Genomic DNA, 13456 nt, shown 5'->3' on the forward strand with positions numbered 1-13456 from the left:
AATGCTTAACATGAACAAGGTTTCTCTTCGCTTAGGTTTGATCACAGCAGCCACTCTTTTCACCGCAGCTTGCGCCCACCACCCGGATGTTCGCGCCGGAGCTGACGGCATCCACCGCGTCGTCATCGCCAGCGAAGACACCGACCAAGGCTCCCGCGAAGCCATCCGTCAGGCAAACAGCTTCTGCAAAGAGCGCAACCAAACAGCCGCTTTCATCAACGAAAACTCCAAATACAAGGGCGACTATGATGAAAAGACTTATAAAACCGCAAAAAAAGCCAGCAAGGCAGCTCAAGTCCTGGGCAGCGCGACCTATGTTTTGGGTGGCCAAACTGAATCCACCGCCGGCGGCATCGTAGGCCTGGGCGGAGCCGTCGCCGACGGAGTTCTAGGAAACGGCTACAACGTCGAAATGAAATTCAAATGCATGTAAGAAAATGGGCGGGTCGTTGATCTGCCTTTAACACGACGATTTGGGGCCCGAGCAAGGCCCCTGTCGGCGCGCCGTTCGGCACGGCATCCTGCCTCGTCGCTTCCGCCTGCGGCGGAGGGCCATCCAGGCCCCGCGAAGGCCTCTCTCTGGCCGCCAGGGTCCTTCCTCGCTCCCCAAATTTTGCTATTTATGAATGATCAACGACCCTGATTTTCAGCGCCAACCCACAAAGCTCAGTGCAAAAAAAATAAAAGCAAAAAAACCGAGAGTCGCGCGCGCGGGCACGTTTAAAAAAACGAAAGAAAAAATGTATCCAGCACCGAGGGAATTGGGTGGGACTCTTAGGACCCGCCCGGAAGTGGGCCTTCGGTGGCGCATGGGGGAGGTGGGCCCTCCTGTGGAGGGTGCCGACCTCGGACCGGGACGCAGTCCCGGCACCGATTGAGCATGGATGCGTGCCCACTGGACTGGCGGGACCTAAGAGTCCCACCCAAGGCCCGCCCCCGCTCGAAGATTTTGGCTGTCGATTTGTTTTAAACGCCTGGATGGATTTGGGCGTAGGTTTTGATCGTATCGTCTTCGACACGCTTGTACAGGTGGCTTCGGTTCAAATCTTGGTGACGAGCGACACCCATCGCGCCAATCACGTGTGCAACGGATTCAAGTGTTTCCTGGTGGAAGTTCTTTACGCGCACGCGTTTTGTCGGAATGTGCAGGCCACGAACCAAGTTTGGATCCTGAGTTGCAACACCTGTCGGGCATTTGTTGTTATTGCAACGAAGGGCCTGGATACAACCCAATGCCAGCAGCATGGATCTTGCCGCGTATGTCGCATCTGCGCCCAGGCACAACAACTTGATGATATCAAAAGCTGTGGTGATCTTGCCGGTGGCGATGACTTTGATTTTGTCTTTCAAGCCGGCTTTTTTCAGCGTGTCGACAACAATCACCAAAGCATCCATTCCTGGCATACCGATGTAGTTGGTAAATTCCAGCGGAGCGGCACCAGTACCGCCTTCGGCACCATCCACGACGATAAAGTCAGGATACACTTTTTCAACGGTCATCAGGCTGACCAGCTCTTCAAATTCATTGCGATGACCAAGGCACAATTTAATGCCGATGGGTTTTCCACCGGAAAGTTCACGCAGTTTCGTGATAAAGGCCAGCATGCCGCGACTGTCGCTGAACGCTTTGTGACCCGGAGGCGAAATCACATCCTTACCCATTGGAACGTTGCGGATGTTGGCGATTTCCTGGGTCACCTTTTTCCCGGACAGCATACCGCCATGACCGGGCTTTGCGCCTTGAGAAAGTTTAATCTCAATCATCTTCACTTGTGGGTGAGCCGCGTTTTTCTTGAACAATTCCGGATCAAAATCACCGTCATGAGTGCGGCAACCGAAATAACCCGTTCCGATTTGCCAGATCAGATCGCCGCCCGGCTCCAAATGGTAAGGGGAAATACCACCCTCACCGGTGTTGTGCGCAAAACCGCCGTCTTTGGCGCCACCGTTCAAAGCCAGAATGCTGGCCGTGGAAAGAGAACCAAAGCTCATCGCAGAAATATTCAAAAGAGACATGGAATAAGGCTGCTTGCACAGATCCGTCCCGATCGTAACACGCAGATCTTTGCGATCGACATGCTTTGGATACATGGAATGAGTCACGAACTCATAGCCTTGCGCATACACGTTGTGCTGGGTTCCAAATGGAACAGTATCCAGTACTTTTTTCGCACGCTGATAAACCACGGAACGCTGTTCACGGTTGAACGGCTTTCCATCGGTGTTGGATTCGATAAAGTATTGATTTATTTCAGGTCGGATGGATTCAAGAATATAGCGGAAGTGACCGAATACCGGGAAATTGGCTTTGATCGCATGGCGATTCTGATGAATGTCGCGGAACCCCAGCAGGAAGAAAGGCACAAACAAAAACAGGGAATAAAGTCCTGGTGTCCAGTAAAGATAGAACAACACATTCAGACCCAATGCCACCGCAAATGCGATATAAAACTCTCTTCTCATTTCAGCCTCAAGACCCTCTCGCCTTAAAATAAACTGCGCTTTCCGACAAAGTATCGGACACAAAGCACAGCCAATCTAGTCCAACTGGACTGAAAAGGCAAAAGGGAAAGACCCGGTCAAAACCGGGCCTTTCTTTCGTCTTAAAACTTAAAATGTCAGAGGAAAGCTCACACTCAGCAAGCCGACCTTGTTCTTGAACTTGCCAAGCTCCCCGGTCACCGGACCGGCCTCTTCCAGCTTGGAAGTGCCGTATTCCAGGTCCATATACTCAAGATTCACGCTGACGATCAGGATTTTGATACCAACCCCCACTTTGGGCCCCTTGGCACCTTCAAACTTCACATCCACGCCACCGTCTTCTTCCGGATCCAGATCACCTCCAAAGATGTATCCGCCCCAGATGCGAAGCCCCGCCACCGGCATTTGCGCGCCGATCACCGCACCGTAAAGTGTCGATGTCGCCTCGGCAGAATAGTCGGTGGAAGCAGAGCTTTCAAACTTCGGTTTGGAGTAAGATCCATCCAAACCGACAAAAAAGATGTCATTGGCGTGGTAACCCAGCTTCAGATTAAAACCCAGGCCCTGCCCCGTTCCGGTGGAATTGCTCAAGGGCGCAGGCCACTCCAGCTCGTTATCACCTTTTTCATAGGTGATTCCGGGCTCAATATAAAATCCTGCATAGGCCGGCATTGCTGCCATCACGGCCCACCCCAGAAATATCGCGCTGATTGTTTTCATAAAGCCTCCGTTGTGAAATCAAGAATGACTACTTCATGTAAACCATAATGACAGCTTTGGACGATTTGGCTTTTTGATTGAAAAAGCCGGTTTCATCCTGCGTGCGTGGAGCAGCACCACTGTCTTCCATGGCCGTTTTGGTTTTTGCAGTATCTGTGTGCATGAACTTCTGCAGAGCATTCGGACGCTCGGTCATGTTGTAAGTGTTCACCGAACCCACTTTCAGTTCATCCTTGATGAAGTTCTTCACCACACGAGCGCGGTCATTGGCCAGATTCACATCCTGCTTGGAGGCTTTTGCACCTTCCGTCGGATATTCACGGTCTGCCCATACCGCGACCTTCAGCTCGTCAATTTTGCCTTTTTGCTTGGCTTCATTCACCATTTTGCGGATGTCGTCTTTGGCTGAATCCGTCAAAGAGGATTTCCCCTCGTCGAAGGAAATTTCTGAAACCATTTTTGCGCCCAGGGTTTTCCCTGCGGATTCCGTGGCGTTATCCACCGCAAAAGATGTGCTTGCAGACAAAGCCACTGTAAAAATCAAAGTGCCGATCACAGATTGAATGTTCATTTCATTCTCCTTTGTTGTTGTATAAATTCTGCGAATATCAGTATTTCCAGGTGGTGCATCAACCGGACCGGACTTGAAAACACATTCAATTGCAGCTCACAAGTCCACGGTCCCGAAATGCCCGCCCGGATTGCGGAGTTTTGCCCCGCGGGGATTTATTCCATAATCACCATGACGATCGACTTGGAGGCTTTAGATGGAGCTTTTGCAGTTGAATCAGTGGTTGGAATTCCCGCAGTTTCCAAGTTCTTTTTGATACGAGAATCGGAGGTGTTCAGCATGTCCTGCAACAGATTTGGCCTTTCGGCCATGCTGTACAAATCCACGTCCGGTGATCTGTCATAGGACTTAATATAGTTTTCAATGGCCTTGTTACGTTCTTTAACAAGCTTTACTTCGGCCGAAGACAGTTTTTTGGTTTCTGTAGATGGATAGTCTTTGTCGCCCCAGGTGATTACTTTGATCTCTTTGATGGTGCCGGTCTTTTTAGCTTCATCAATCAATCGCTGCAAATCCCCTTTGGCATCGTTGGTCAGCGCGCTGGATCCTTTCTTAAATCCGAACTCTGTCACGTGAGTCGCTTCTTCCTGCACCGCCACAGTTTTTGCCTCACTACTTGGCATAGTGTCGACCGTCTTTTCTTTATGTGAACAAGAAACCGTCGCGGCAGCAAACAATGCAATAACAAGATATGTTTTCATAGTTGATCCTTTGTTAAGGTTGTTGATCACCTGAAAGACTAAGATCTTTTTTTCACACGGCCTACATCTTCGGTCATGTTTGTGAACAGGCCTTCCCGCATGTAATAAAAATTTCTTTGCGTGCGTTTTTGAAAGTCCGCTTAATAAAAAAAAGGAGTTTTACATGACACCTCCCAGACCCAATGAAATTCCCATTCCCCAAGATCCACCACCATCAACACAGCCCCGTCCATCACCGGTGAAGGAGCCACCTCGCCCCAAAGTCGTGCCGGAAATTGATCCAGGAATGCCGCGGGAAAACCCCTCCAAAGATCCCGGCACGCCTCCTCCTTCTGAAGGATGAATTTGTGTGTATATTTGCAAAGACTTTTACCTTCCTCCCACCCCTCAAGGGTCCGATAATCGAGGGGTGAGGTTGCATGACGAAAGTGAAGAATTTCGTATTCACATTCGCAGAAAGATTCAGTGACTGCCACACCATGACCTGGGCAGCCTCGGTGGCTTTTTACACCTGCTTTTCTCTGGCACCTTTGGTGATGATCTCGCTGGCAGTGGTCGCCAATCTGGGACTGGAACTGCAACAAAGTTTTATGCAGGAGGTTTTTTCCCTGGTGGGACCCACGGCCGGCGAAGCAGTACAGGCAGTGGTTAAAAACGCCAATGATCGTGTGGACCTGATGTCTTTGGCGGGAATCGTGGGGTCACTGACCCTGATTCTTTCCGCTGGTTTGATTTTTGGCGAAATGCGCGCGGCCCTTACAGAAATTCTCGGACACAAAGTTGAGGAAGAGAATCTAAGTTTGCTTCACGCCACCATCGCCTACGTCAAAAGCAGATTGCTGCAAATCGGTCTGGCCTTCGGATTCATTTTTGCCATGATGGTGTCATTAATAGCCTCCACTTTACTGAACACCATCATCCGCATGGGCATTCTGGCCAACGGAGAAGGTGCATTCCTGATCAATATCATTTTCTCCATACTTCTTTACATCCTGCTTTTCACTGGCATCTTCCACTTTCTGCCAGTTCCCCGCCTGGCTCTGCGGGATGCCTTCCATGCCGGAATTATCACGGCATTGCTATTCGTGATCGGGAAGGAACTGGTAGGCCTTTATTTGGGCGGAAGCCCCATCACCTCTTCCTATGGGGCAGCCGGATCCATCGTTGTTTTACTGGCCTGGGTTTATTATTCGACCTTGATTGTATTTTTAGGTGCCCATTCGATTTATGCCTGGAGAAAGGAGTTTTCCCATGCAGCCACATCAACAGAATAACACCTCTATTTGGCAGGACACTCAGGTTCCCGAGTTTCCGCCACTTCGCGAAGACGCCTCCACTGATGTCTGTGTCGTCGGCGCCGGCATCGCCGGGCTTTTAAACAGTTATGTCCTGCTGAAAAACGGTTTTCAAGTGACGCTGCTTGAACGGGACACGCTGGGACACAATGAAACCAGCAGAACCAGCGCGCATCTTTCCAATGTTCTCGATGAAGGCCTTGCCAAACTGCTGGACAATCTGGGTGAAGACAGCGCAAAAAAAGCCATTGCCAGCCACAGTGACGCCATTGATCTTATCGAAAAAATCACCATCGAAGAAAACATCGAATGCGACTTCCGGCGCATCGACGGGTATCTTTACCTGAGCCCCGAAACCAACAAGGACTTTCTAAAGGAGGAAGCCAAGGCCGCCGCCAGACTGGGCTTCAAGGATGTGGAACTGCTTTCCTCACCCCCGCACTTTGCCGAGTTCGGACCGGCATTGCGCTTTCCGCGACAAGCGCGCATCCACAGTCAGAAATTCATCAACGGCCTGCTTAAAGCCATCGTGGAAATGGGCGGAAAGATTCACAGCAAGTCGCCCGCTATGGAATTCAAAGACGGTGCCCTGCCTTCGGTGAAAACTGACAACGGTCACTATGTCTATGCCAAACATGTCGTGGTGTGCACCAACGTTCCGGTCAATGACCGGGTGATGATTCACACAATGGAATCAGCCCATCGCAGCTATATCATCGGCATTGAAGTGCCTCATGACGCCTTCCCTGACATTTTAATGTGGGACACATCCCATCCTTATCACTATGTACGAAAAGTTGAAAACCACGCCGAAGGAAAAGACCTTATGCTGATTGGTGGCGAGGATCACCGGGTGGGACAGGAAGATCACCCTGAAGCCAAGTTTGAAACCCTGCACGACTGGGCTCTGTTCAATCTGGGAATCTCCGGACCGATTACCTATCAGTGGTCCGGACAAATCATTGAACCCGTCGACGGCCTGGCCCATATCGGAAAAAATCCGGGCAATCGCAATACCTACATCGTCAGCGGAGACTCAGGCCATGGCCTGACTCATGCCGCGGTCAGCGCCATGGTCATTCGTGATCTGATTCAGCAGCATCCCAACGAATGGACTCATATCTATTCACCATCGCGCTTTAAAGTTAAAAATCTGGGCAAGGTCATCTCGGCCAACATGAACGCACTCACCCAGTATAGAGATCGCATTATGTTACGGGATGAGCTGAAAAATGTCTCTGCACATCCGGGCGAAGGACAACTGATGCATCAGGGGGCAAAAACATTTGCCGTCTATACAAATGAACAAAACGAAACCGTCACTCTCAATGCCGTATGCCCGCATCTGGGCGGAATCGTGCACTGGAATGCCGCTGAAAAAACCTGGGACTGTCCGTGCCATGGATCGCGCTTTGCCTGTACCGGTGAAGTGATCAATGGACCCGCCATTTCAGGACTGAAACAAGCCGTTATGAAAAAACCACAGGAAAAGGCAGAAGCCATTTCCATGCCTGATGAAAGGACTGAGTATGAAAAAGCAAAACCGCGTGACACCTCAGCGGAAAGATAAGCGTCCCGCCCACGATGCCAGCGTTCACTGCTATCATGATCTGGATTCGCAAAAAGAGCTGCAATCCAGCAGGCCTGACATCAATCGCCAGCGCCGTGGCACCACGGGATGCACTCAAAGCTTCCGACCCGCTTTTGATGACGCCCGATTCGGCTCGACCTCCAGCAAGGACATGGAGCTCAGTGACCGAAATATCAGTGACGAAGTCGAGCACGCCCTGGCGTTGGAAGGAGACATTGATGTGGCGGACGTGGAAGTGATCGTCACACAAGGGGAAGTCACCTTGCGTGGCGTGGTTGCCGACCGCAAGATGAAAAGATTCGTTGAAGAGTATGTCTCCCGCTGCTCAGGAGTGAAAGACATCCACAACGATCTGCATTTCAAACGAAAGTAGGTATCCGGGGACCCACCAAGGTCCCTGGTCCTGCATGGTCTCTGACAGAAAGTGCGATGTTATATACTCTGCCCGCCCGGCCCGCGCGACAATAAAGAAAAACCAAGCAAGGAGGCTTTTATGGCAGCTCAGCATGCAGGAAACCCTTCCACGCATTATGGCAGTCCCAAACAAAGAAAACCAACATCGCCGACACACAAACCCACCATAACCGGATCTTCACCGCTGAACTTCAATAGTATCTATCAGCAAGCCGGCGAACTTCTGGAAAGCGGTCGCAAATACGCAGTGAAACACCCTTACCAGATTATTCTGGGTGCGGTGAGTGTGGCGGGCGTGGGGGCTTTGGCTGCGTACCTTTTAAAAAGAAGACACTAATCATTAACTCATCATCAGGAGGCTTTCTATGAAACTCACAGCACTCGTCGTCATATCCCTGCTGCTGCCATCGCTTTACGCCCAGGCACAGTACAGATCTTCCGAAACTCAGTATCAGTCACGCCCCATACCTACCGGGCCTCAGGAAAGACGTCCGCAGCCCAATCCCCGCACTTCCCAGAACACACTGGATCAGGACTGGGACCGACGTCAGGATGAGATAATCCGTCGTCAAGAGCAGCTGGACCGCAACATGCGTAGCCGTCAGCTCCGTGATATCGATTCACAGAACCTGATGCCCGATGGAAGAAGCTGGGACTGATTTCACTATTAACAACATCATAAAACAAAGGCCTTCATAACGAAGGCCTTTGTAGTTTCGTGACAAATTTGTTTTATAAAACATTACATAAAGGAAGGTGGTCATCCCCGAGGTATCGTCTCAACATCAACGCTCCAACAACAAAAGGAGTCAATTATGAGACATGACCAACGTGATCCACGCAGCATGCGCGGCGACAGATACTCATCTTCTGAAAGCAACTTCCGCCGGGATGAGCAGCGTCCTTCACGCCGCGAAGCCTCTGAGCGCAGAGACTGGTATGAGCGCGATGAAATGGACGAACGCTCAGGCTATCGTGATGAAGAATACCGTCCATCTTCAGAATATCGTGATGCCTCTGATTATCGTCGCGATTTTAATTACTCGAATCAGGACTATGGCCGCACTCAAGGGTCCCGCGAGTCGTCCCGTGGCAGTCGTTCCATCGACGGCAATCGCTCTGGCTCTTCTTATGAACCCCATGCCAGTGGCCGCCAGGATCGCTATGGTTCTTCCATCGAACAGTCTTATGACCGTTCCGATGACCGCAGTTCCCGCCGCGGGCTTTACGGTACCAGCGATCTGACACGTCAGGGTTCTGACCAATACCGCTCCAGCTCCTCTTTCGATACTGATCGTGAGCGTTCTTCTGAACGTGGTTCAGAGCGCGGGTCTGAACGCTCTGAAGGACGTTCCCAGTTCTTCGGTCGCGGACCGAAATCCTACAAACGCTCTGACGAACGCATCAAGGAAGATGTGTGTGAAATGCTGACTCGTGATAACAACATTGATGCCGAAGGCATTGAAGTCGAGGTGAAAGAAGGCGAAGTCACTCTGACAGGAACTGTGCCGGAACGTCGCATGAAACATCTGGCGGAAGACTGCGCTGAAGGCTGCTATGGAGTGAAAGATGTCACCAATAACATCCGCGTCAGCCGCGAGTCTTCATCCACTGAAAGAGACAGCTCCTCTTCATTGGGCAGCGAACGCTCTCCCAGCATGGGAACATCCGGATCAACTGGCACGAAGAAGTCCTCTTCTTCCAGCACATCCACAAACGCCCCTAATCATTAAGACGCAAAGGGAGGCCATGACGGCCTCCCTTTTATTTTTTCAAATAGACGGCATGATTCCGGGCGGGGTTATCAATCCCGACAATCTGCTGATCGAAACCGGAATTATTTCCGGCCGTAAAATCACCTCTTGGCCCAGTCTGCGCACCGACCTTATCAATGCTGGCGGCGACTGGTTTGACACCCAAGTCATGGTGGATCAGGGCCTGGTGACCAGCCGTAAGCCTGAAGACATCTCAGCCTTCAGCGAAAAGATGATTGAGGTCTTTTCTCAAGGTGATCAGCAATTGAGGGACACTTCGCCCCCTTTATGAGCCCCCCTTGCGAATATGCTGCATTTTAAGCCTTTATGGGCTGTTTTGTGTTGCGAGAAAGCACCACCGCGCCCGTAAAAAAAGATACAGTTTTTAGATGCACGGCCAATAAACTTTCCGGGTGTTGCAACTTGCCAGGACCTATTGGATAATTTTCTCATCGATTAAACACTATCCTCGAGAGAAATATTATGAGCATTCAACAAGTTCCATTTATCACCCTGAATCGTTTCGAACCTGGTTTCCGCGATGAATTCCTGAACGGCGTTGCAAATCTATTTGATAAAACACAATTCGTTGGCGGCCCGATCGTTGGCGTAATGGAAGCCAACCTTGCTGCTTACACCAAATCCAAACACGCCATCGGTTGCGCGAACGGAACAGACGCGATCCAGATCGCATTGCGCGCTGTCGGTGTTAACAAGAACGACAAGGTCCTTGTTCCTGACATGACTTTCTGGGCGACTTTTGAAGCCGTAGTTAACGTGGGTGCAAACCCTGTGACTGTGGACGTCAACCGCGAGACCTGCCACTGGGATCTGGCGACTTTCAAACAAGCTGTAGAACAATTCAAACCAAAAGCAGCCGTGATGGTTCACCTTTACGGTTGGGCTTCTGCTGACACTTTGGAAATCCGCAAATTCGCCAAAGAAGCAGGCGTTCTTCTGATCGAAGACGGGGCACAGTGCTTCGGCACTGAAATCGACGGTCAATCCATCCTGGGCACGGCTTTGATTTCCACCACAAGCTTCTACCCGGCAAAAGTTCTGGGTGCTTCCGGTGATGCGGGCGCAATCTTCACTACAAGTGACGAATATGCAAAGAACTGCCGCACTTTGATCAACCACGGCAGAACTGATCACTATTCTCACGGCATGATCGGCTGGAACTCCCGTATCGGGGCTTACGAGTCTTTGTTCCTGAATATGTCCTTGAAACACATCGATGCGCGCATTCAAAGCCGCATGAACGCAGTGAAATTCTATGAAGAGTCTTTGAAAGGCCTTCCACTGAAACCAGTGCGTGCGACTTCAAAAGTAAAAGAAAACGGCTACTGCGCGGTTGCGATGATCGAGCCTTCTTTGCGTGCTTCTTTGATTGATTCATTGAAAAAAGCCAACGTGGGTTACGGTACAATCTATCCAGGCGCGATGAGCCTTCAATCCGGTTCTGCAGGTCACTTGGCTGGCAAAATCGACAACGGCAATGCTCACCATATCTCTCAAGCGGTATTGAATCTTCCTTGTTATGCTTACATCACTCAGGAAGAACTTCAGTACGTTTGCGACACAGTTAAGAAGCACTTCTAGTTTTCTTAATTGGCAAGACCGGGGCCCGGGCGAAATAATTCGCCCAAGGGTCCTTCCCAGCCCTCAGTATCTGCAGGGCTTTTTTTATATCCACGGCATCCCCGCTTTTATATTTCTTCAACTGATTCCAGGCTATCGGCATCGCCACCGAACTGTACTCGCGCGCGCGCAGCGAGTACGGCAGCACACTGGTCGACCCTTTCGAGTTTCGGAAATAATCAATAAAGATTCTTCCCGAGCGGATCTTCTTGGTCATCTTGCTGACGAACCTTTCAGGATGGCGGTCCTCCCAATGTTGTGCCAGTGCTTGTGTGAATCGCTTGACCTCATCCCAAGAGGGCCCCGGTTTAAACGGCACATGAATGTGCAGGCCTTTGCCTCCGCTTAATTTCACAAAGCTTGGCAGCCCCAGACTTTCCAGATCCTTCTTAAACATCAGGGCCGATTCAACAACTTCATCCCAGCTGACTCCCGGGCCGGGATCCAGATCCAGGACAAACTGATCAGGCCGTCCCGGAGTTTCTGATCTGCTGTTTCGGCCATGAATTTCATAGGCCCCCATCTGCACCAGCTCCAACAAGCCGCGAGGCTCTTGCACAAACAAAGCATCATCCTTTTCAAAGATGGCCACGGTGTCGCCTTTGATATTCAGGTGTTTCTGAAAAAAGCATTTCCCGGCAGATCCCTCCGGGCATCGCAACAGGGCCAGAAGGCGGTTTTCAAGATACGGCCACATCCGTTCGGCGATCGTGATGTAGTACTGCGCCACCTGAAGCTTCGTGATTCCATCACCGGAAAAAAGAACCTTATCGGGATTTGTCAGCAATAATGATTCCGAAGTGACCTCGGGTGCCGGTTTATCTTCCCGCAATTCGATAAAGACCGGTGCACGCAAATGCTGATCTTGGGTCCAATTGGCAAAACGCACCTCCGCAACCAATTCCGGCTTTACCCAGACAGCTCCTCGCTTCGGTGGATCCCCTTTGGCGAAGGGATTCGATTTTCTTTCCCGGGCTTTTAATTTTTTTAAAATCGTGGTGATAAGACTTGAATCAAATCCGGTTCCGACTTTCCCCACATAACGAAGACCGGCTTTTTCATGAACTCCCAGCATCAGCGCACCGAAATGTTCGCGCCCGCCCCGACCTGTTGTGTACCCGCCAATCACAAATTCCTGGCGGATCTGAAACTTGCTTTTCACCCACTGGCCTTTTCTTCCTGAAACGTAAGGACTGTCCCACCGTTTCGAAATCACTCCTTCCAAACCTTGTTCTTCAAACTTTCGCAAGCTGGTGCCAGCCAGAGACTTCACTTCACCGCTGAGTTTTAAATCCGCACTGCGATGACCTTTTAGAATTTCGGCAAGTTTTCTTCGGCGTTGTCGTAAAGGCAATCCCCGCAAATCCTGCCCATTTAACATCAACAGATCAAAAACCTGATACACCAGTTTATGATCTTCGGATTCGCGAAAATAGTTTTGCAGCTTCTGAAAGTGACTGACGCCATTTTTATCAAGCACCACCACTTCACCATCCAGCACAGCTGACTGCACGCTCAGTCGCCGCAACGAGGGCGCCAGAGACGGCATTTTTCCCGACCAGTCATGCCCCGCCCTTGTGAAAAGCTGAACCTGACCGCTGCGCACATGCGCCTGAATTCGATAGCCGTCAAACTTCACTTCATGCATCCACTCTTTGCCCTTGGGGGGCTCTTTAGTGGACAACGCCAGCATTGGTGGCACAAATTCAAATTCTGCACGGTGACCGTGCCATTTGTGATGTCGGGTTGTTTTTTCAGCTGCACCAATAACCGCGGCTTCATTACCGGCTTTGGCGTAGCGATCCTCGCGCTTCACCAAAAGCCACTGGGTTTGGCGGCCCTGCATCCGTGTGCGAATCAGATCCCAGGTGCCTTTCAGCCGGTGACCTTTCAGTTCAAATTCCAGATGACCTTTCTTAAATCCTGCCGCCGGAGGAATTTTAGGAACCCATATTCCCGTATCCCAGATGTACACCTCACCGGCCCCGTATTGATCCTCAGGAATCACCCCCTCAAAACTTCCGTAGTCCAATGGATGATCCTCCACTTCAACTGCCAGACGCTTTAAATGCGGATCAAGACTGGGCCCCTTGGGGACTGCCCAGCTTTTTAAAACACCCTGCCACTCCAGGCGAAAATCATAGTGCAAATGCGAGGCATGGTGCTCTTGCACCACGAACATCAATTGATCCTTGGTGGACTGCGTGGATTTCTTTTTGCGGGGCTTGCCACGCGGTTCGCGCGTTTTTTTGAAGTCCCGCTTTTGGTGATACTCTTTCAACGGCATG

General features: G+C 50.8%; 15 protein-coding genes. 9 read left to right on the forward strand and 6 right to left on the reverse strand.

What is annotated here, in order from left to right; all coding sequences use genetic code 11:
- Window positions 1-10: 10 nt before the first annotated feature.
- Complete coding sequence (locus ACNQKP_RS08550) at window positions 11-433, forward strand: hypothetical protein (RefSeq protein ID WP_417864163.1); 423 nt, start codon at window positions 11-13, stop codon at window positions 431-433.
- A gap of 533 nt (window positions 434-966) precedes the next feature.
- Here the strand turns inward: ACNQKP_RS08550 and ACNQKP_RS08555 are convergent.
- From ACNQKP_RS08555 to ACNQKP_RS08575, 5 genes are all read right to left on the reverse strand, one after another.
- Window positions 967-2463 carry an FMN-binding glutamate synthase family protein gene (locus ACNQKP_RS08555; protein ID WP_417864164.1) on the reverse strand — a complete coding sequence of 499 codons (1497 nt, stop codon included), beginning with the start codon at window positions 2461-2463 and terminating at the stop codon, window positions 967-969.
- 147 nt (window positions 2464-2610) lie between these two features.
- Entirely contained in the window at window positions 2611-3201 is a 591-nt protein-coding gene (locus ACNQKP_RS08560; protein WP_417864166.1) for an outer membrane beta-barrel protein, read from the reverse strand.
- 28 nt (window positions 3202-3229) lie between these two features.
- Window positions 3230-3772: a hypothetical protein gene (locus ACNQKP_RS08565; RefSeq protein ID WP_417864168.1), complete on the reverse strand. Its 543-nt coding sequence runs from the start codon at window positions 3770-3772 to the stop codon at window positions 3230-3232.
- Between the two features lie 155 nt (window positions 3773-3927).
- The gene (locus tag ACNQKP_RS08570) at window positions 3928-4473 is read right to left on the reverse strand and encodes a hypothetical protein (protein ID WP_417864169.1); all 546 of its coding nucleotides are present in this window, start codon (window positions 4471-4473) and stop codon (window positions 3928-3930) included.
- A 159-nt stretch (window positions 4474-4632) separates the two neighbouring features.
- A complete protein-coding gene (locus ACNQKP_RS08575) occupies window positions 4633-4794 on the reverse strand; it encodes a hypothetical protein (RefSeq protein ID WP_417864170.1) in 162 nt (53 codons plus the stop codon).
- Between the two features lie 98 nt (window positions 4795-4892).
- On the opposite strand from ACNQKP_RS08575, the gene ACNQKP_RS08580 reads away from it, so the two are divergent.
- From ACNQKP_RS08580 to ACNQKP_RS08615, 8 genes are all read left to right on the forward strand, one after another.
- On the forward strand, window positions 4893-5747 hold the full coding sequence (locus tag ACNQKP_RS08580) for a YihY/virulence factor BrkB family protein (RefSeq protein ID WP_417864171.1): 855 nt from the start codon (window positions 4893-4895) through the stop codon (window positions 5745-5747).
- Window positions 5725-7338, forward strand: coding sequence for an FAD-dependent oxidoreductase (locus tag ACNQKP_RS08585; RefSeq protein WP_417864173.1), 1614 nt, complete (start codon window positions 5725-5727; stop codon window positions 7336-7338). Before ACNQKP_RS08580 ends, ACNQKP_RS08585 begins: the two co-directional genes overlap by 23 nt.
- A complete protein-coding gene (locus ACNQKP_RS08590) occupies window positions 7298-7732 on the forward strand; it encodes a BON domain-containing protein (protein ID WP_417864174.1) in 435 nt (144 codons plus the stop codon). The genes ACNQKP_RS08585 and ACNQKP_RS08590 overlap by 41 nt, the downstream gene beginning before the upstream one ends.
- Window positions 7733-7852: 120 nt before the next feature.
- Window positions 7853-8110: a hypothetical protein gene (locus ACNQKP_RS08595; RefSeq protein ID WP_417864175.1), complete on the forward strand. Its 258-nt coding sequence runs from the start codon at window positions 7853-7855 to the stop codon at window positions 8108-8110.
- Between the two features lie 28 nt (window positions 8111-8138).
- Window positions 8139-8432 carry a hypothetical protein gene (locus ACNQKP_RS08600; protein WP_417864177.1) on the forward strand — a complete coding sequence of 98 codons (294 nt, stop codon included), beginning with the start codon at window positions 8139-8141 and terminating at the stop codon, window positions 8430-8432.
- Between the two features lie 156 nt (window positions 8433-8588).
- Window positions 8589-9506: a BON domain-containing protein gene (locus tag ACNQKP_RS08605; RefSeq protein WP_417864178.1), complete on the forward strand. Its 918-nt coding sequence runs from the start codon at window positions 8589-8591 to the stop codon at window positions 9504-9506.
- Between the two features lie 16 nt (window positions 9507-9522).
- Window positions 9523-9819: a DJ-1/PfpI family protein gene (locus ACNQKP_RS08610; RefSeq protein ID WP_417864179.1), complete on the forward strand. Its 297-nt coding sequence runs from the start codon at window positions 9523-9525 to the stop codon at window positions 9817-9819.
- Between the two features lie 191 nt (window positions 9820-10010).
- Entirely contained in the window at window positions 10011-11129 is a 1119-nt protein-coding gene (locus ACNQKP_RS08615; RefSeq protein ID WP_417864181.1) for a DegT/DnrJ/EryC1/StrS family aminotransferase, read from the forward strand.
- On the opposite strand, the gene ligD is transcribed toward ACNQKP_RS08615, so the two are convergent.
- Window positions 11113-13455: a DNA ligase D gene (ligD, locus tag ACNQKP_RS08620; protein WP_417864182.1), complete on the reverse strand. Its 2343-nt coding sequence runs from the start codon at window positions 13453-13455 to the stop codon at window positions 11113-11115. The two genes, ACNQKP_RS08615 and ligD, sit on opposite strands and share 17 nt — an antisense overlap.
- Window position 13456 lies beyond the last annotated feature (1 nt).

This window comes from Bdellovibrio bacteriovorus (assembly GCF_048286975.1).
Taxonomy (GTDB): Bacteria; Bdellovibrionota; Bdellovibrionia; order Bdellovibrionales; family Bdellovibrionaceae; genus Bdellovibrio; species Bdellovibrio bacteriovorus_H.